Origin of the sequence: Streptomyces stoeckheimensis (genome assembly GCF_045822005.1) — a bacterium.
Lineage (GTDB): Bacteria > Actinomycetota > Actinomycetes > Streptomycetales > Streptomycetaceae > Streptomyces > Streptomyces stoeckheimensis.
Genome location: NZ_CP169550.1, coordinates 8,206,750 through 8,226,508, shown reverse-complemented (window position 1 = coordinate 8,226,508; position 19,759 = coordinate 8,206,750). Strand labels below are relative to the sequence as shown.

Annotated in this window: 11 protein-coding genes; 8 read left to right on the top strand and 3 right to left on the bottom strand. The window is 72.8% G+C overall.

Annotated features, from left to right (window positions below; genetic code table 11):
* The first annotated feature begins 156 nt into the window (after nt 1-156).
* The 5 genes from ACE1OC_RS37385 (at nt 157) to ACE1OC_RS37365 (ending at nt 9,250) form a co-directional block, all read left to right on the top strand.
* Nucleotides 157-1,320: a serine hydrolase domain-containing protein gene (locus tag ACE1OC_RS37385; RefSeq protein ID WP_407840746.1), complete on the top strand. Its 1,164-nt coding sequence runs from the start codon at nt 157-159 to the stop codon at nt 1,318-1,320.
* Nucleotides 1,302-2,507: an alpha/beta hydrolase gene (locus tag ACE1OC_RS37380; protein WP_407840745.1), complete on the top strand. Its 1,206-nt coding sequence runs from the start codon at nt 1,302-1,304 to the stop codon at nt 2,505-2,507. Before ACE1OC_RS37385 ends, ACE1OC_RS37380 begins: the two co-directional genes overlap by 19 nt.
* An 89-nt stretch (nt 2,508-2,596) precedes the next feature.
* Nucleotides 2,597-4,630, top strand: a complete 2,034-nt coding sequence (locus tag ACE1OC_RS37375) for a protein kinase domain-containing protein (protein WP_407840744.1) — start codon at nt 2,597-2,599, stop codon at nt 4,628-4,630.
* A gap of 38 nt (nt 4,631-4,668) precedes the next feature.
* On the top strand, nt 4,669-7,029 hold the full coding sequence (locus tag ACE1OC_RS37370) for a PQQ-binding-like beta-propeller repeat protein (protein ID WP_407840743.1): 2,361 nt from the start codon (nt 4,669-4,671) through the stop codon (nt 7,027-7,029).
* A 37-nt stretch (nt 7,030-7,066) separates the two neighbouring features.
* Entirely contained in the window at nt 7,067-9,250 is a 2,184-nt protein-coding gene (locus ACE1OC_RS37365; protein ID WP_407840742.1) for a protein kinase domain-containing protein, read from the top strand.
* A gap of 139 nt (nt 9,251-9,389) precedes the next feature.
* Here ACE1OC_RS37365 and ACE1OC_RS37360 read toward each other — a convergent pair whose 3' ends face one another.
* Together ACE1OC_RS37360 and ACE1OC_RS37355 are read right to left on the bottom strand one after the other, a co-directional pair.
* Nucleotides 9,390-10,340 carry a fatty acid desaturase family protein gene (locus ACE1OC_RS37360; RefSeq protein ID WP_407840741.1) on the bottom strand — a complete coding sequence of 317 codons (951 nt, stop codon included), beginning with the start codon at nt 10,338-10,340 and terminating at the stop codon, nt 9,390-9,392.
* Between the two features lie 283 nt (nt 10,341-10,623).
* Nucleotides 10,624-11,322 carry a DUF998 domain-containing protein gene (locus tag ACE1OC_RS37355; protein ID WP_407840739.1) on the bottom strand — a complete coding sequence of 233 codons (699 nt, stop codon included), beginning with the start codon at nt 11,320-11,322 and terminating at the stop codon, nt 10,624-10,626.
* 469 nt (nt 11,323-11,791) lie between these two features.
* Between ACE1OC_RS37355 and ACE1OC_RS37350 the strand changes: the two genes are divergently transcribed.
* The 3 genes from ACE1OC_RS37350 to ACE1OC_RS37340 all read left to right on the top strand — a co-directional run bounded on the left by ACE1OC_RS37350 (nt 11,792) and on the right by ACE1OC_RS37340 (nt 16,785).
* The gene (locus ACE1OC_RS37350; protein WP_407840738.1) at nt 11,792-13,216 is read left to right on the top strand and encodes a beta-propeller fold lactonase family protein; all 1,425 of its coding nucleotides are present in this window, start codon (nt 11,792-11,794) and stop codon (nt 13,214-13,216) included.
* A 296-nt stretch (nt 13,217-13,512) separates the two neighbouring features.
* Nucleotides 13,513-15,051, top strand: a complete 1,539-nt coding sequence (locus ACE1OC_RS37345; protein ID WP_407840737.1) for an MFS transporter — start codon at nt 13,513-13,515, stop codon at nt 15,049-15,051.
* Nucleotides 15,052-15,270: 219 nt separating this feature from the next.
* Nucleotides 15,271-16,785, top strand: coding sequence for an MFS transporter (locus ACE1OC_RS37340; RefSeq protein ID WP_407840736.1), 1,515 nt, complete (start codon nt 15,271-15,273; stop codon nt 16,783-16,785).
* 45 nt (nt 16,786-16,830) lie between these two features.
* Here the strand turns inward: ACE1OC_RS37340 and ACE1OC_RS37335 are convergent, their stop codons facing one another.
* Nucleotides 16,831-19,731, bottom strand: coding sequence for an ATP-binding protein (locus tag ACE1OC_RS37335; protein ID WP_407840734.1), 2,901 nt, complete (start codon nt 19,729-19,731; stop codon nt 16,831-16,833).
* Nucleotides 19,732-19,759 lie beyond the last annotated feature (28 nt).

Genomic DNA, 19,759 nt, shown 5'->3' with positions numbered 1-19,759 from the left:
GATGGGGACGCACGGCGAAGCCGCTCCCCTTCCGGCAATACGGGCAGTTCCGGCAGACGCCTTCCTCCATTCCCTCCGCTCCCTCCGCTCCCTCCACTCCCTCCACTCCCTCCACTCCCTCCACTCCCTCCACTCCCTCCACGAGGAGCAGGTTCGATGATGAAGTTGAAGCCGACCGCGTTACGGTTCTCCCTCGTCCTCGGTGTGGCCGGTGCGCTCCTGGCCGTACCCACGGCCGCGCAGGCGCAGGCCCGGACGCAGACCCCGGCCCGGGCGACCGCGGACCACTCCGCCACGCTCGCGGCCCTGAACGAGCTCAAGGCGGGCGGCGGTCCGGGGGCGGGCGTGTACGCGGGGACCCGCGACGCCTCGTGGAACCTCTCCACCGGCACGGCCACCGTCAACACCAACGATCCGATCGCCCCGGACGAGTACTACCGCGTCGGGAGCCAGTCGAAGACCTTCACCGCCGTCGCGGTACTGAAGCTCGCGGAGGCGAACGGGATCGGCCTCGACGACCCCATCGAGCGGCACCTGCCCGGTGTGGTCTCCGTGAACGGCTACGACGGGAACCGGATCACCGTCCGGCACCTGCTCCAGCACACCAGCGGCATACCGGTGAACGGCCTCCCGCTCGCCCAGGCCCGCCCGGACGGCTCGTACACGCTCGCGGCCCTGGTACAGGACGGGCTGCGCTTCGCCCCGGCCTCCCAGCCGGGCGCCGCCTTCCAGTACTCGAACACCAACTACGAGATCCTGGGCATGCTGATCGAGAAGATCACCGGCCTGCCCCTGCACCAGGCCGTCACCCAGCAGGTGATCCAGCCGCTCGGCCTGGCCCACACCCGCTTCCCCGCCCCCACGGACCGCGCCGTGCCGAGCCCGGCGATCCACGGCTACCGGGGTACCCGGATCGGCTCGTTCTTCTTCTGGCTGGACGGAACGGCGTTCGAACCGTCCACCTTCTACGGCTCCGGCGCCGTCATCTCCACGCTCCGGGACATGACCGCCTTCTACCAGGCGATCGTCGACGGCACGGCGCTCTCGCCCGCGAACCTCGCCGAGATGGAGAAGACCTTCGAGCTCGGTCAGCCCGGCTCGGGGAACGGCTACGGCCTCGGGATGTTCAAGACCGCCCTGCCCTGCGGAGGTACGGCCTGGGGACACGACGGAGCCGTCCCCGGCTACTACTCTCAGACGCTCGTGACCGAGGACGGGCGGCACGCCTCCGTCGTGACCAACGCACATCTCGTCACGAACATCCCGGGCGCGCAGATGTACAAGACCCTGACCACCGCCCTGTGCGAGACGCCCTCCTGACCCTGCTCCTGCTCCTGCTCTTGCGTCTGCTCCTGACCCGCCGCAAGACCAGCCTCACAGAAAGGAGAGCCACCGTGCGATCCCTACTCACCGGCGGCGCGGCCGGCTTCCGCGCCGCGGTACGGGCCACCGCGCTGACCGCCGCCGCCGTGGCGACGGTCGCCGCGACCGCCCTCACCGGCTCCGCGGCCCACGCCGCCGGCGTCGCCGACGCCCCCACGATCCCGGCCTTCGCCGACGGGCAGGGTCTGACCCAGGTCGCCGGAGCCGCCGAGGTGCGCTCCGCGACCGACTTCACCCTCACCGTCACCACGCCGCAGCTCTCCGGCCGGCACAAGGTACGCATCTTCCTGCCGAGCGGCTACTACGCCGAGCCGGGCAAGCGCTGGCCGGTGACGTACTTCCTGCACGGCGGTGGCGGCACCGTGGACGACGCCGCCGCGGCCCCGGCCCTGCGGGACGACCGGATGATCACCGTCGTACCGGACGGCGGCCTGAAGGGCTGGTACGCGAACTGGCGCATGCAGAACACCGCCGAGGGAGCCGCCAACTGGGAGACCTTCCACCTCCTGCAGGTGGTCCCCTTCATCGACGCCAACCTGCGGACCCTGCCCGACCGCGGCCACCGTGCGGTCGTCGGCCTGTCCATGGGCGGCTTCGGGGCCCTGCACTACGCCCAGTCCCGCCCCGACCTGTTCGGGCGCGTCGCCTCCTTGTCCGGGGGCATCGACTTCGGCCTGTGGGAGGTCCGTGCCGCGGTGCTGGCCACGGAGCTCAACCTGACCGGTGCTTGGTGCGCCTCCACCACCTCGGGTACCGGCAACTGCACCGGCTACGGGCCGGTGGTGGACAGCGACGCGATCTTCGGCTCGCCGTACGCGATCTTCAACGACCGGATCTGGAACGAGGTCAACCCCGCCTCGCTCGCCAACCTGGGCAAGCTCGCCGACACCGGGGTCACCCTCTACACCGGCAACCAGGGTCTGATCGACGGCAAGACGGCGGTCGCCTCCACCAACGTCGCGAACCGCCTGAACCAACTGGGCATCCCGAACCGCTTCGTCAACTACGGCAACGGCTCCGCCCTGTCCCCCACCTGCAAGGGCGATCACACCTACGCCTGCTGGGCCCCGGCCCTCGCCGACTACATCCCCCGCCTCGCGAACGAGTTCGCCCAGACCGGCTGAAGCAGAGGCGCACCCCCGCCCGTCCGGGGTGTACGTCAACTTTGTTGATTGCAAGGCTGGTTGACGACCGCACGCATACGATCAACGCCATGACACCAGTGATCGCCCCGTTGCCGGGCGGTACGCCCGCGCAGCTCGGCGGTCACCGGATCCTGGGGGTGCTCGGGGCCGGCGGCATGGGGACGGTCTACCTCGCCCGCCGCCGGGGGCGTCCGGTCGCCCTCAAGACCATCCGGCCCGAACTCTTCCGCGACGTGGGCCTGCGGGATCGGTTCACCCGCGAGGCCGCCGCGGCGGCGGCGGTCCGCAGCCCCTTCGTGGCCAACGTGCTCGGCTCCTCGACCGCCGAGCACGTGCCGTGGATAGCTGCTGAATTCGTCCCCGGCGCGACGCTCGCCGACGCCGTACTGCGGTACGGGCCCCTGCCCGAGCCCGCCGTGCGCGTCCTCGCCGGGGCGCTCGGCCGGGCCCTGACGGCCCTTGGCGCGGCCGGGGTCGTGCACCGCGATCTGAAGCCTTCGAACGTCATCCTCGGCGCCGACCGCCCCCGCGTCGTCGACTTCGGCATCGCCCGGGTGACCGGCGACGCCACCTTGACCGCGACCGGACAGCGCCCCGGAACGCCCGGCTACATGTCGCCCGAGCAGGTGGTGAAGGGTCCCCTCGGGCCGCCCAGCGACGTCTTCTGCCTCGGCGCGCTGCTCGTCTTCGCGCTGACCGGCCGGCACGCCTTCTACGACGGAGACCCGGTCCGCTCCGACTTCCGCATCGCCTACGAGGCCCCCGACCTCACCGGCGTTCCGGCCGGGCTGACGCCCGTGATCCGCGGCTGCCTCGAGAAGCAGCCGGAGGACCGGCTCGCCGCCGCGGAGGTGGCTGCGGAACTCGACCCGCAGGGCGCCGCCCTGCGCGCCGCCACCCGCTGGCTGCCACCCACGGTGGTCGCGGACGCCGCCGAGATCGCACGGGCCGCAGCCGCTCTGGGAGCCGGCCGGCGGCTGCCGACCCGGCGCAGGGTGCTCACCGGCGCCGGGGCCGCCGTACTGCTCGCGGCGACCGGTGCCACCGCCCTGCGCACCCTCCGGGTGGACGACGGCCCCGGCCGCACCCTTGCCCCGGCCCCTCGCTGGAGCGGCCCTCCCGGCACGGTGCCGGCGCCCCTGTGGTCGTACGACGGCGCCGCGGCGCAGCCGTCCTTCGGGCCGGCCGACGTCGACGGCCGGGTGTGCTTCCCGGACGGCGACGGCACGCTCCTCCTCCACGATCCGGTTTCGGGCGAACGGCGCTGGCGCGGACCGGTGGTGCGCGACCTCGTCGGCGGCCGCCGACCCGTCGCCCTGGACCCGGACGGCACCCTGCTGTTCCTCGACCACGGCAGCGGTACGGTCCGCCACCGCGCCCTGAAGGGGGTGACCGGGCTGCTCGCCGCCGACGAGGACCAGGTGTACGTCCTCGACGCCGACGGCCGCCTGGCCGCGCTCGAGCGGGCGGACGGCGCGGTGCGCTGGCGCGTGCCCGCCCCGGTGTCGGGCACGGTGTTCCCGGCGGCCGCCGGGTACGGGCGGCTGTTCCTGGCCTCCGCCGACGGCGGGGTGGTGGCCCTGTCCTCCGCCGACGGCGGCACCGTGTGGCGGCGGCCCGCCGGCACCGACGGCTCGCGGACGGCCCTGTCCGCGGGCGGAGTGCTGCTGGGCGGGGCCGGAGACCGGACGCTGACGTGCCTGGACCGGGGGCGCGGCGAACAGCTGTGGACCCTGCCCGCGGACGACGGCGCGGGCTTCGGCGTGCCCACGTCGGCCGGCGACACCGTGTACGTCGCCGACGGCCGCCAGCTCCGGAGCATCGACATGAAGACCGGAGCCCCCGCCTGGACCGTGCCGGCTGCCGAGGAACTGGCCCGGGACCAGGCTCCGTTGGTATCGGGATCCGGGATCTTCGTGCCGCTGCGCAGGCCCGAGCTCGGCATCCTCGTGGTGCACGGCGGGCGGGCAGCCGAACAGTACGTGTTCGCGCCCTCCCCCGCCGGGGAGGTCCGGGCCGACGTTCCCTGGCGGGGAACGGTCGCCGGAGGCGGCGTCATCTGGCAACGCGGCAGCGCGGTCCGTGCCCTGCCGGGCATGTGACCGGCCCCCGGCGGGGCCACGAGGTGAGGGGGGAGCGCATGGGGGGCGGACGTCTCGGGGAGGGCTTGCGCCCGGAAGACCCGCGGTCGGCCGGGCCGTACCGGCTGCTGGCCCGTTGGCCCGGCCCCCGGCCGGTGCCGCCGCGGGGCGGCATGTACGTCGGCCGCGACCGGAACCACGGGCACGCCGTGGTGTGCCTGCTGCCCCCGGCCGCGTACCGGGCGGCCGAGACCCTGAGCCGCGGGCCCGTGCCGGGAGTGCCGACCGTACTGGACCTGAACACCGGGACCGAGCCCGCGTGGGTGGCCCTCGTGCACACCCCTGCGGTGTCCCTCTCCGACGTGGGGCGGCGGCCCGGAACGGAGTCCGGCACCCTGCCCCTGGAACAGTCCGTGCGGCTCGCCGCGGAGATCGCCGACACCCTGGCCGCCCTGCACGCCCGGGGCATCAGCTACGGCGCGGTGGCACCCGACGGCGTCTGGCTCACCACGGGCCGCCCGCTGCTGATGGCCGTGCACGCCTGCCGCATGCCGTCCCCGCGCTCGCCTCACGAACCGGACCGGCTACGGGGCCAGGGGCAGGGGCAGCGACCCCGGGCAGAGCCCGGGCGGCCCGAACCGCACAGCCGGGTGTCGACCGTGCCCGCCGCCTTCATGGCCCCGGAAGTGGCCGCGGGACGACCCTCCTCCACCGCTGCCGACGTGTACTCGCTGGCGGTGCTGCTGCTCCACACGGCCACCGGGCGGCTGTCCTTCGGGGACGGCCCGCCGCCCGTGCTGGCCTACCGCGCCCTGCACAACCGGCCCGAACTGCCCGAACTGCCGGGAGAACTGGGCGAGGTGGTGGCCGCGGCGCTGGCCGCCTCCCCGGATGACCGTCCCACCGCCGCAGAGCTGTGCCGGACGCTGGCCCCCGGCGGGCAGGACGCGGAGCGGACACCGGACCCGCTGCCCGGCCGGGTCGTCGCCGCACTGGCCGTACGCACGCAGGCGATCGCCGACCTGGAGATGGCCGATGCGGATGTGGATGTCGATGCGGACGCGGACGCGGACGCGGACGCGGACGGAAAAGGGGACGGGCATGCGGACGACCGGGCCCCGGCGGACGCCGATGCGCACGAGCCCCCGCCCCCCGCCATCCAGGTGGCGACTCCCCCGCCCCCCGCCCCGGCCGCCCGGCCCACCCGCCGTCGGGTCCTGTCCGGCCTGCTGACCGGCACGGCGGGCGCCGCCCTCGGAGTCTCCGGAACCCTCGCCTGGTCCGCCCTGACCCGCGCGGACGGCCGCACCGGACCGGCCACGGCAGGGAGCGGTTCCGGTACGACCCTCCGCGTGCCCGGCATGCCGCCGGCCGCCCTGTGGCGCCTGGACGACCCGACGGCCCGCACCCGGCTCCTCCCGGTGAGCAGCGCCGACCGTTGTCTGATGACGCGTGGCGACGTCCTGTACGGGCACGACCTGCGCACCGGCAAGGAGGTGTGGCAGCTGCCCGCCGGCGGCAGCACCCCGCCCGTCCACGTGCACGGCGACCGCTTCCTGACGGCCACGCGCGAGGGGCTGTCGCTCTGCTCGATGCGGGACGGCCGTACCCAGTGGCTCCAGCGAAGCGAGCGGCTCGCGGGGGTGCTCGCCGCCGACGGCGCCACCGCGTGGCTGCTCCTGGGGGACGGGAGTCCTACAGCCGGATACCTGCTGGCGGCGTTCGACCTGGACCAGCGCAAGGAGTTGTGGCGCACCCCGCTGCCGAGCGGATTCGGCAACGCGCAACTCGCCACCGCCGTCGGACCCGAGACGGTCGTCGTGGAGGTGCAGGTTCCCCAGCAGATGTTCCGGAATGTCACGGCCGTCCGGACCCTCACGATCGCGGGCTTCGAGCGGAGCAGCGGACGCATGCTCTGGAACCGCTCCTACCCCGACGTGCACGGCGGCCCCGCCTCCGTGGTGGACCCGGCGGGCGGCGGCCGACTGTTCCTGCTCTCCCGCGGTCGCGCCCACGCCTACGACCTGAAGACCGGCACCCGCCTGTGGGAGTCGCAGGCCCTGGTCGCCGGGACCAACGCCCCACCCCTCTTCAGTGGCGACACCCTGTACCTGACCGACGACGGCACGGGCCCCATCGTCGCCGTCGACCCGAACACCGGCCGGACGCGGTGGGAGCAGACGCTCACCGAGAACCTGGCGTGGAACATGCTCGGGAGCATGACCGCGAGCGACTCCGGACGCACCCTCTACCTCGCGACCCTGCACCAGGTCACGGCGACCGGCCTCCCCTCGGGCAAACGGCTGTGGCAGACCGGTCTCGCGGGGGTGGAGGCCCGGGAACCGTTCCAACTCGCCGCGGCCCCCGGCACCCTGCTCGTCGCCCGCCCGTCCGCCGTCGTCGCCCTCCCGACGGACTGACCAGGTACGACCGCCGCCCCGAAGGAGTCCACCGGTCATGTCCACGCTCTTGCCCCTGCTGCCCGACGATCCCGAACGGCTCGGGGAGTACACGCTCCTCGGCCGGCTGGGCGCCGGCGGCATGGGGACCGTCTTCCTGGCCCGCACCGCCGGCGGCCGTCTCGCCGCGGTCAAGACCGTCCGGTCCGACCTGCGCGACCAGCCCGGCTACCGTCAGCGGCTGACTCTGGAGGCCGAGGCCGCACGAACCCTGGGAGCGGAGCACACGGCGGCCTTCCTCGGCGCCGACACCGACACGGCACGGCCCTGGCTGGCGACGGCTTACCTCATCGGGCCCTCGCTGACGGAGGCGGTGGCGGCCGGGGGGCCGCTGCCCGAACCGGTCGTCCGCGGACTCGGCTCCGCACTCGCCGCCGCACTCGCCGCCCTGCACCGTGCCGGACTCGTCCACCGGGACGTCAAGCCGTCGAACGTACTGATCACCGCGCAGGGCCCCCGGCTCATCGACTTCGGGCTCGCCCAGGCCCCGGGCAGCCCCCGCCTCACGGAGGCCGGGGGGCTCGCGGGCACACCGGCGTACATGTCACCGGAGCAGGCGCGCGGGGAATCGCCCGGCCCGGAAGGCGATGTGTTCGCCCTCGCGGCGGTCCTCGTGTTCGCCTCGACCGGTCACGGCCCCTACGACGCCCGCGGCCGGCAGAGCACCCTCGAACTGCTGCGGCACGGGGCCGACCCCGACCTGACGGGCCTGCCGGACGGGCTGCGCGGGACGCTCAGCGCCTGCCTGTCACCGGAACCGGGCGACCGGCCCGCGCCCGGCCGACTGCGCGACGAGTGGGGGCCGTTCGACCCCGGAGAGTTCGCGGAGCTGCTGCCGCAGGCGCTCCTCGCCGACCTGTCCCGCCGGATCGGTGACGTCGCCGCCGTCGCCCCCGCCCCGCTGCGCGCCCCCGCCCCGCGCCCCGCGCTCTCCCGCCGCACCCTGATCGCGGGCGCGGCGGCCACCGCGCTCACCACCGCGGCCGGCGCCTCGGCGCTCTGGGCCACCGGGAACCTCCCCGGCGCGGGCCCCGGTTCAGGGCCCGGCTCCGGCTCCGGCTCGGGGAACCGCACGGCGTCGCCCGGCTCCGGCCGGAGCTCCCGGCCGCCGGGCTCCCCACCGGCCCCGTTGTGGTCGGTTCCGTCCCCGTTCTCGGCCTCCCCGGCCGTCGCGTCCGACGAGGTCCTGATCCACACGAGCGACGTCCTGCGCGGCATCTCGACCGCCGACGGCCGGATCCTGTGGGAGACCCAGACCGCGAAGGTCGACGTGGCCGTGGCGGGAGACCGGCTCGTGGGCTTCGTCTTCGACGACGACGGCAACGCGAGCGCGGGATTCCTGGACCCGGCCACCGGCCGTCTCCCCGCCGACGCGGCCGACCCGGCCGTGTTGGGCGGCCTCGCCCAGACCACCCAGCTGCTCGCCGCGGACGCCGAATGCCTCTACCTGAAGGCCTACTTCCGCTCCGATGACCAGCGACAGCAGGAGGAGGCCTGGCTGCTCTCCTACGAGCTGGGCGCCCGGAAGCTGCGCTGGCGCACGCGCATCGAGGGCGCCGTCCTGGACTCGCTCGGCTCGCTCATGATGTCGGCGATCATCTCCGGCGGCCGCCTGCTCTGCTCGGACCCCGCACGCGTCTTCGCCGTCGACCTGCGCGAGGGCCGCGTCCTGTGGACCTGCCGGGTCCGCACCGACCAGGAGGCGGCCTCACCCGACCGATCGGGAGGCATCAACCCCCCGGTCGCCTCGGACCGCCACGTCTTCGACTTCGAGGAGCGGATCACCGCGGTGGACCTGGTGACGGGAGCGGTGGCCTGGAAGCTGGAGCCGGAGGGTACGAAGCTGCTGAGCGCACCCGTCTGCGTGAACGGCACGGTGTACGTGGCGGACGGGTCGCTCCAGGCCTTCGACGAGTCGACCGGGAAGAAGCTGTGGACCCACGACCCGGGCGCGTACGTCTCCATGCTGGCGCCTCCCGCCCCGTTCCGCGGGGAGCTCTACGCGGCGGTCGGCGGCGACGGTCAGGCGGTCATCGCGGTGGACGTCGCCGCCCGCCGCGTCGCGTGGACGCTCGCCGCGGGCGCCGTGAACATGCCCGACGGCCCGACCATGATCGTCCAGCGCGGCAACCGTCTCTACCCCCATACCGTCGACCGCCTCGCGGCCGTACCGCTCGACTGACATCCAGCTTCGCTTGCGGGCCGGACCATGACGATCGACTCCAGCTTGTCGGGGCTGTTCCCGAGGAGTTCGATGCGGGTGCCGGTGTCGGGCACCGTGCGGCGCGGGCTGTGCAGGGCCCCCGAGAAAGCTCGGCTCATCAGGTCGTGCGGGCTTCCCGGAGCGGGGCGCCCGCGTGGTGGAGGCTGGCGAGGGCCTGTCGGTAGGACTCGGTCAGGCTGGTCTCGAGGTAGCCGATCCCGAGCTCCTGGCAGTGGCCGCGGACGATGGCCTGGGCCCGGCGCAGGTGCGGGCTGGGCATGCTTGGGAAGAGGTGGTGCTCGATCTGATGGTTCAGGCCGCCGAAGAGGATGTCGATGATCCGGCCGCCCCGGACGTTGCGCGAGGTCAGTACCTGGCGGCGTAGGAAATCGGTCCGGTCCGTGCCCCGCAGGGTCGGCATGCCCTTGTGGTTGGGGGCGAAGACGGAGCCGAGGTAGATGCCGAAGAGACACTGGTGGGCCAGGAGGAACGCGATCGCCTTGCCGGGCGGAAGCGCCAGGAACAGGGCGCCCAGATAGGCGGCGAAGTGTGCGCCGAGCAGGCCCGCCTCCCACCCCCGGTCCTTCAGGGACCTGTCCCCCAGTGACCGGATCGAGCCCAGGCGGAGGTTGAACGCTTCCAGCGTGAGGAGGGGGAAGAACAGGAACGCCTGGACGGGGGCCACGAGCCGCGGCAGCCCCTGCGCGGCGCGCGCCTGGCCCTGGGTCCAGAGAATGACGCTGGGATGGATGTCGGGGTCGAGCTCCTCGTTGTTGGGGTGGGTGTGGTGGCGGGTGTGCTTGTCCCGCCAGAAGCCGTAGCCGATCGCGATGCAGAGGTTCCCGACGAGGCGTCCCGAGACTTCGGTCGCCCGGCGCAGCCGGAAGACCTGCCGGTGCGCGATGTCATGGGCGAGCAGGGCGACCTGCCCGAACACGAAGGCGAGGAAGACCGCGTCCAGCAGCGTCCACCAACTGTCGCCGATCACTACGAGCGCTGCCCAGCCCGCGACGTAAAGCGCGGTGACGACGGCGATGCGCAGGGCGTAGTAGGCGGGGCGTCGGTCCATCAGGCCGGCGGCCCTGATCTTCTTGGCCAGTCGGGCGAAATCACTGCCCGGCCCCACCCGAGCGGGCGGAAACGGTTCCGGTCCTGGATCCGGCTCTGGATCCGGCTCTGGAGAAGGCATGATCAGAGGTCACTTTTCGTATGCGGAGGGTGGCCGTCGGGGGTAGCCGCCTGCCCCTGCGGCACATCCTCGCGGACCGGCGGGGAGAGGCCGTGCGGCATGCCGAGCCTGCGGCAGATCGGCACTTCACGCGGGCTAATGGCCAAGGCCCCCACCGGACTCCTCAGGCCTCCTTGCGCCGTGCCCTGCGGGCCCCGGGCCGGTCGTCCAGATGGCGGGACGTCCGCCAGGCCGCACGTGCCAGGACCACCCCCGTACCGATGATCCACAACACGCTGGGCCACGCGGACGCCCGCTCGAACAGCCCCTGGAACGAGGGCGCCGGATGCACCGCGGTGACCGCGGTGCCCACGAGGGACACCACCCCGCACACCATGCCCGTCACTCCCCAGGCGGAACGGCCCATGTGCCGGAACCCGCTGCCGAGCAGCAGGACGCCCACCGCCCCGGCGATGAAGCACGTCCCGGCGGAAAGCAGGTGGAGTGCCAGACGGAGGTTGTAGGGGTTGAGTCCGGCCGAGACGAGCCCCAGTCCGCTGAGGACGAAGGCGCCGGTGGTCACGGCCCGCCGCCGGCCGGCCGGGAGGAGCACCGTGTTGAGAACCGCGCCCAGGGCCAGGCACAGCCCACCGACGACCCAGGCGGTGTTCGCGGCCTCGTGCCAAGGAGAGCAGAACCGGATGCCCTCGACCCGCGCGCACCGAGTGACGCCGAGCGCCGAAATGATCTCGTCCGTCAGGCTCTGTCGCGACGCGCGGGGCATGACGACGGCGTTGTTCACGATGAAGATCTGGACCAGTGATGCCCAGAGGAGGCCGCCGGCCAGGAGTCTCCTCGGAGCCGTGACAGTGAGTTCGCTCATGTGGAGGTGCCCGATCGACGGAGGTTGCCGGTACCGGCCGGAATCCCCTCCGCCGGGTTGGGTCTCCGGGCCTCTCGGGAGACCGCCCGAAGCCCGTTCCCCCAGTGTGGCCCGCGTCCGCCCCGCCGGAGGGGCACCGCGCACGGTGAGTCCGGGTGGAGCCGCCCCGACACCTGCCCCGGCATCGGCACCCGACGCGGTGCGACCACGGCGCAGCGGGGCGGGCCAAGCCGTCCGGCCCCGCCGATGACCGGGCCACCGTCGGAGCCGGACGGCCCATTCGGATCGTCCGAACGGTTCCCGTCCGAGGGTGTCGGGCGCATGGCCGCGTCCGCCGCTCCTAGCGTCATCGGGCGCGGCGGGTTCCAGGGCTCGCGGCGGTCGCAGAAGGGCCTGACGGGCATCGGCTCATCCCCCGGCGTCCCCTGGCTGATCGCGCACCGGTGTCGTCCACTGCAGGAGGTCTTTCATGGTGTCGGCCATCACGGTCCTGAACGAGGCGGAACAGGAGCCACTGGGGCCGCGCCCCGCGGGTGGCCGGTGGTTGAAGCCCGCACGGGGGTGGATGGCGGGACTGGCCGTGCTGGCCTCGTTGGCGGCCCCGGCCTCGGCGGCCACCACACCGCCGCTCGGCGCGCAGAGCGGCACCTTCGCCTACGTCGCCAACGGCGGGTCGGACCGCCTGACGATGATCAGTACCGTCGACAACTCCGTCGCCGGCACCTTCGCCGTCAGCACTGAGCCCGATGCCGACCCCAACGGTGTGGCGGTGAGCCCGGACGGCACGCGCGTGTACGTCGCCAACGCGCTGGCGAACACCATGGCGATCGTCTTCCCCACCGACGACAGCTTCCTCTCCGTCGACGTCGGCAACAACCCCACGGCCGTGGCGGTGAGCGCGGACGGCAACCGGGCCTACGTCACCAATGAGAACGACGGCTCCCTGTCGGTGGTCGACACCGTGGACGTCCCGGTGCAGGTCACCACCTTCGACGTCGGGAACAACCCCCAAGACCTGGCGCTCGCGGCGAACGGCACCAAGGCGTACATCGCCGTCCGCCCCTCCTTCGACGTGGGCGCCGTGGCCGTGGTCGACACCGTGAGCAACACCGTCGAACACGCCATCCCCGTCGGCTCGTTCCCCCAAGGCGTGGCGGCGAACCCGGACGGCACACGCGTCTACGTCACCAACTTCGGGGACGGAACGGTCTCGGTGATCGACACCGCGAACGACACCGTCGTCCACACCATCAATGTCGGAGGGGGGACGACGAGCCCGGCGGACGTGGCGGTCAGCCCGGACGGCAGGCGTGCGTACACCGCGAACTTCGGCGCCGGCAACGTGTCGGTGATCGACCTCACCGTCACCCCGCCCGCCGTCATCGCCGACGTCCCCTCCGGACAAGAGCCCATGGGAGTGGCGGTCACCCCGGACAGCTCGCGCGTCTACGTCACCAGTTCCGGGAACGACAGCGTCTCGGCGATCGACGCCGCCACCAACACCGTCATCGAGCCCCCGATCGACGGCTTCGACATGCCGCTGGGGATCGCCATCGGGACCAGGACCGTCGGCACGACCCCGGCCGGTCTGACGTTGAAGGTTCAGGGCGACGGGAAGGACGAGGGCGCACCGGGTGCGCTGAGCCACCCCGGTGCCACCCTGAAGGCCCGGCTGACCAGTGGGGGCCGGCCCCTGGAGGGCGAGGAAGTCCTGTTCTCGACGGGCTCGAAGGTGCTCTGCATCGAGACGGGCGACGGCCGGGGCGAGGCCACCTGCGCGGTCCCGGGCGGGAAGAGCGCCCCTGACTGCTACAGGGCCACGTTCCTCGGCACCTCCACCCACGCGGCCACCCGCGCGCCCGTCTGCCGCGGTCACGACCGCCACCGGCCCTGACCGGACCGCCGGTCACCTAGCACCACGCCTTGGCCCACCGGCTCGAATAGGCGCTGGAGGCCACCGCACACGGACCGTCGCCCTCGCCGGGGCCCAGCCCCGGTGTGCGCGACCGATCCCCCGCGGGGAGGATGGGACGTGTGAACGGCAGTGGGGGCACCGCCGGGGGTGCCTGCCCGGGTGCTCGCGGCGGAGGGGCCGAGGGGGGCCCCGACGACGGCATACCGGCCGGCTCCCCGTCGGGGAACACCCATGGGCGGGATGGTGGCCCTAGACGGGTCCTGACCCTGGCGGCCATGCTCTTCGCCGTCTCGATGATCTTCGTGGACCAGACGATCGTCAGCATCGCAGCCCCGAACATCACGGATGACGTCGACCTCAGCTCGTCCGGCATGCAGCAGGTGGTCAACTCCTACCTGCTCGCCCTCGCCGCGTTCTTCGCACTCGGCGGGCGCCTCGCCGATATCTTCGGGCACCGCCGCATGGTGGTCGTCGGCACCGTGGTCTTCGCCGGGGCGTCCCTGCTGTGCAGTGCGGCGCCGGTGGGAGACTTCGCCCAGAGCTGGCTCGTGCTCTCCCGTGCCCTCCAGGGGATCGGCGCGGCCCTGCTCTTCCCGGCCGCCGTCGCCATCGTCGTCGGCTCCTTCCCCGTCAACGAACGGGGCAGGGCCCTGGCCGTGTTCTACGTCGTGGCCGGCTCGCTCACCGTCGTCAGCCCGCTACTCGGCGGTGTCCTGACCACCTGGACCTGGCGGGCCATCTTCTGGGTCAACCTCCCCATCGCACTCGTCTCGCTCGTCCTCATCGCATCCGCGCGCATCCCGAACCCGCGGCGGCCCGAACGCCTGGACGTGCCGGGCGCCGCACTCGTCGCCTCCGGCCTGGGGTTGAGCGTCCTCGGGCTGCAGCAGGCTCCGTCCTGGGGCTGGGGCGCCTTCGCGACATGGGCGTGCATCATCGGCGGGCTGGCCCTGATCGTGCTCTTCTGCCGGCACGAACTGCTGACCGTCGATCCGCTCATCAAGCTGCGCGTCTTCCGCGACCGGGCGTTCACGGCCGACGTCCTCGTGCTCTTCTGCGCGATGCTGGCGTTCGTCCCGGTGATGTTCTTCGCCTCGGTGTACGCACAGATCTCGCTCAGCGCCTCGACGTATCAGGCCGGGTTCTACCTGTTGTACTTCTTCGCGGGCTTCGCTCTCGCGGCCCAGGCCGGCGGCAGGATCCTCGACAAGCGCGGTGCCCGCCCCGCGATGCTGATCGGCTCGGCGCTCGGCTGTCTGGGATTCGCCCTGTGGGCGTGGAAACTGACCGTCCTGTCGGCCCACGACCAGTGGCCCTACGTCTGCCTCGCCGGAGCCGGCATCGGCTTCCTGCTCTCCCCGGCCTCCACGGACGCCGTGAACCGGGCGATCGACTCCTCGTACGGCGAGGTCACCGGCCTGACCCAGACGGTGCGCAACTACGCCTCCGCCCTGGGCATGACGGTCTTCGGCACGATCCTCGTCCACTCCACGACCAGCCGGGTCACCTCGACGCTCACCGCGACCGGCATGCCGGAGGGCGAGGCCCGCAGCGCGGCGCGCGGCGTCGCGGAGGCGATCACCGGCCATCCGGACGACCGCCGGCCGACCGGAGACGGGCCCGCGGCCACACTGATACGGACCTCCGGCCGCGCCATCCGCGCGGACTACGCCGCGGGCAACCAGTGGGTCTTCTCCGGGATGGCCATCGCCCTGGGCCTGGCGTTCCTGTGTGCGCTGCTGCATCCGGGGACCCGGGTGACCGACGAGGCCGCCCCGACGGAGACGGGCGGGCATCGGAGCACTCCGCACTGATCGCGCCGGGAAGCGGCGGGCCGGGAAGCGGGCCGGGAACGCGGAGTGTCCCGCCTGCCACAAGCATCCCCTTTTGATACGTTTTGCCGTCTCCCCGGTGCGGACCGGGCTCCCGTCCGCTCCGCTGGTGTCCGTCACTCTGGATCTACCGGAAGAGAACGGGTGGAACGGCTGCGGCAATTCCTGGCCAGGCGTCACCGGTGGTGGGTCCTGGGCGCGATGACCTGCGCTTCGTCGATGATCGCCATCGATGCTCTGGCCGTGCTGGTCGCCCTGCCGACCATCCAGCGGAACCTGGGCGCTTCGACCACCGGACTCCAGTGGATCATCAATGCGTACCTGCTCAGCTTCGCAGGCGTGAGTGCACTCGGGGGACGCCTCGGGGACGTCCTGGGGCACGAGCGCACCTTCCGCATCGGGACCCTGCTCTTCGTCGTGGCATCGGTCGCTGCGGGCCTGGCCCAGTCCGAAGCCTGGCTCATCGCCGCGCGCGCCGCTCAGGGCACCGGTGCGGCGCTCCTCCGGCCCGCCTCCCACGTACTCGTCTACAAGGAGTTCGACAGCGGGCAGCGCGGCCAGGCCATGGGCATCTCCTCCAGCGTCTCGACCCTCTTCTACGGCATGGCCCCCCTGGTCGGAGGGCTGCTCACCTCGGAGTTCTCCTGGCGCGCGATCTTCTTCGTCAACCCTCCCATCGGCATCGCCGCGGTGGCCCTCGCGCGCCTCCTGCTCACCGGCGAGCCACCTCGGCGCGAACGGGTCGATTGGGGTGGCGCACCGCTGCTGATCGGCGGGCTGGTGTGCGTGGTCATGGCCCTCATGCAGGCCCGGCACTGGGGGTGGGCCTCGATCGCCGTCATCACGTTGCTCGGCGCCGGTGTCGTGCTGCTGACCCTCCTGATCGTGCGCGAACGCCGGATCGCCCATCCGCTGCTCCACTTCGAGTTGTTCGCGCACCAAGAGTTCGCGGTCGGCACGGCCGTGATCTCCACGGTCCGTTTCGCGTTCGTCGGATTCGCCGTGTTCGGGGTCATCTGGCTCCAGGACGTCATGGAACTGTCGCCCTTCGAAGCCGGTGTCGCCGTACTGCCGCTCACTTTGCCCACGATCCTGTTCGCTCCTGTCGGCGGAAGGCTCTACGACCGCCTGGGAGCGCGCGTCCCCCTCGGCATCGGCATGGTCCTGTGCGTGGCGGCCCTGCTCGGCTCGGCGGTGGCACTGCACCGGCAGGACTACGCGTGGCTGGTCGCCTTCTACTGCGTGATGGGCATCGGGATGGGCCTCTGTGTCAGCCCTGCCTGGATGACGGCCCTGCACGGCACCGCCAGCCGGATGCGCGGCTACGCGGCCGGGGTGATGCAGACCGCCCGGGAGATCAGCGCGGCGCTGGGGCTGGCGGTCATGGGCGCGATCGTGGCGCACCTGCAGGGCGCACGGCTGGAGGAGGTCCTGCACCGGGACGCCCGCATCCCTCCCGAGCGCTTCGACGAGGTCGAGCGGTCGATCGGCAAGACGGTGGAGGCGACCCAGGAGGGCGCCCGCCTGCCTGCCGGGATCCCGGCCGATCTGCTGCCCGCGCTCAAGGGTGCGGTCACCGATGCCGTGTCGGCCGCGTTCTACGCGGGTTCGGCAGTACTGCTCGCCGCGGCCGTGGCGGTCGCCTTCCTTCCCCCGGGGAAGCCCGAGACCGAGGAGCCCGCGGTGCCGGACGAAGGCACCGACGATCCCGCCTGAGGAACAGGGCGCCGGCCCGGGCTCCCCTCCGGGCCGGCCGTGCGATCAGGCTCCGAGCGCCCGGTGCAGTCCGTGCCGGTCGGTGCCCAGTTTCGTGAAGACCGCGGACAACAGCTCGGACACCGCTTGGGCGTTGGTGTGCATCGCCGCGGCGATCGCCCTGTTGTCCATCCCCGCCGAGGCGTGGCGGGCAGCCGTGAGCTCGGCGACGGTCAAGGTGTCCTGCTCGCAGGTGCGCAGGGGGCGGGGCCGCAGACCTGCCGAGGCCAGCTGGGTCCTGGCCCGGCTCACGAGCCCGTCGGCGCCGCAGTCGGCGGCCAACTCCATGCCCCGGTAGGTCTGTTGTGCCGCCTGGTGCGGGTCGCCGATGGCGTGCAGGGCCATACCGTGGTCGATGAGCGCGTGCGCGAGTTCGCAGGCGGCCGGAGACTGTTCCAGGTGCTCCACCGCCTCCTGCAGCAGGCCCGCCGCCTGGGACGGGTCCGTGGCCGCGGCCGCGACGCGCAGGGCGTGTCCGATCACGCTGGACGTCCCGAACGCGCGGGCCCTTGCGACCGCTTCGGCCGCCGTGGCCTGTGCCTGCTCGGGTGCGTGCGTTGCCTGTGCGAGCGCCAAGTCCAACTGCCATGGGCTCCACGAGGGGTTGCGCGTTCCGCGCAGGTCCAGCCGCCGGCCGGCTGCGGTGAGGTGGTGCTCCGCCTCGTCGATCCTGCCCAGGGCCAGGAGCAGTTTGCCCCACACGGCCTGCGGATCGGGATAGACCACGGCCTGGGGGAAGCCGTCCGCCAGCTTGTAGGCCTTGGCGATGCGCTGGGCCTCAGCGGTGTTCCCCCGGGCGAGCAGGGTCTCGATGAGGGTGCCGATCGCGTACCACTGCGCCGGGATACCGGTGCCGACGCGGTCGGCGATCTGCAGGCCGTTGCGTACGAAGTCCTCGGCCTCGGCGAGCTGCCCGCGCCGGTAGCGGACGTAGCCGAGCAGGGTGTAGACGAACGACAGGTGCGCGCCGCGCCAGCCCTTCCCCTCGAACTCGATGATCGCGGTGTTGAAGAGGTCCTCGGCCCGGCCGGGCTGGTCGCAGTACATGAGCGTGACCGCGAGGACGGCGGGCACCTCGAAGCCGAAGTCCTGGTCGGTCCAGCTCATGCCACCGTCAAGCGCCTGTTCCGCGTACTCCAGGGCGATGGAGGCCGGCTCGCCGCGCATCGCGGCGTCCCAGGCCCGCAGACCGAGGATGTGCCGCTCGGGCAGACCCCGGCCGGTGAGCCGCTTGGCGAACTGGGCGAGGAGCCGGGAGCGGGCGGGCGAGTTCTCCTCGTCGAACCGGACGGCGTTCCATTTGAACTGCTCGGCCTGCATGCGCAGCCGCGTACGGGAGCTCGTGGCACGCCGGGCCTCGTCCGCGAGGAGCCCTGCCGCCAGACCCAGCTGACCCGTGTGCCCGAGCGCCTGGGCGAGCCGGTACGTGATCGCCTCGCGCAGGGCCTGGTCGGTCTTGGGCTCCTCCAGCGCGGCCCTGAGCTGGTTGATCGTCGTCGCGGGGTCGTGCAGGAGGTTGGCGGATCCGAGTTCGAACAGGACCTCGGCGCGGTCCTCCACCTCCGGGGGCTCGCGCAGGGCACGTGCCAGGTAGCGGCGCGCGGCATCAGGAGCGCCCGCGGAGAAGCTCTCGCGCGCGGCCTGGCGCAGCTGCTGTACGACCCACGGGTCGCCCTCGGGGTGCATCTCCAGCAGGTGGCGGGCGGCGGCCGCGGAACCCTGCCCGTCGTCGATCACGGCCTGGGCGGCCATCCCGTGCATGGCTACGCGTACACCGGGCGGAATCGAGCGGTACACGGCGGTGGCGATGAGCGGGTGGAAGAACTCCACGACTTCCTTGCGCCGTACGCCCGTGAGGACGGTCAGGATGCGCGCGGCCCGCAGCCGGTCGATGGCCTCGGCGGCCTGCGCCTCACCGAGGGCGGCCACGCCACCGACGATACCGAGGGGGACCGCGGTGCCGAGCACGGCGGCGGCCCACGCGAGCCGGACGGTGGACGGGCCGAGCTGGTCGAGCCGGTCGATCAGGCCGCTGCCCTTGACCGCGGAAGCCAGGTCGCGCAGTTGGGGGATGTTGCCCTGGTGCGGCTTCAGCCCCCGGTCGCGGCCCTTCATGACCAGCTCGACCACCTCGAAGGGGTTTCCGCCGGTGATCGCCCAGCATTCGCGGCAGAACACGTTGTCCGCGTTCTCACCGAGGGCGTCGCGCACGATGCGCGCGACGGCGCTCGTGGTCAGGGGAGCCAGCTCGTGCGGGCGCGTCCCCTGACGTCCCATGAGGGCGCGCAGTGCGCCCGCGTCGGCGGGGATCTCGTCGGGCCGGCAGGCCACCATGATCAGCATGGCCAGTTCCTCGGCGCGCGCCGCGAAGGAGGTGAGCCAGCTCAGGGACTCCGCGTCCACCCAGTGCGCGTCGTCGACGATCAGCACGACGGGGGCGTTGCGTACCGCTAAATGCGTGACCACCCAGTCGAGTCCGTCGCGCACGCCCTGCGGGTCGGGCCCCGTCGGACCCTTCGGGGCGGCGGTCAGCCCGAGCGCGGGGGCGATGATGCCGTACCAGTTGCCGAGCGCGTCGCGCCGTTCGTCCTCGCTCATGGCGGCGAGGGCCGGCTGGATGAGCTGGCGCATCACGTGGAACGGAACCTGCCGCTCCTGCTCGCCGCCGCGCGCGAAGAGCACGGTGCAGGAGCGGTCGGCGGCGTGACGGCGGGCCTCGTTCAGCAGGGTGGACTTGCCTATGCCGGCCGATCCGGCGAAGGTCAGCACACCCCCGCTGCGGGTGGCCGAGCCATTGCCCGAGATGCCGCATAGCACGTCCACCGCGCGTTGGATCGCGAGGACTTCCGCCTCCCGCTCCAGCAGGGGCTGAGTGTTCCAGCTTCTCGGTTCCGTGACCTGCGACATCCTTTTGCCCCCTCCACCACGTGCGGCA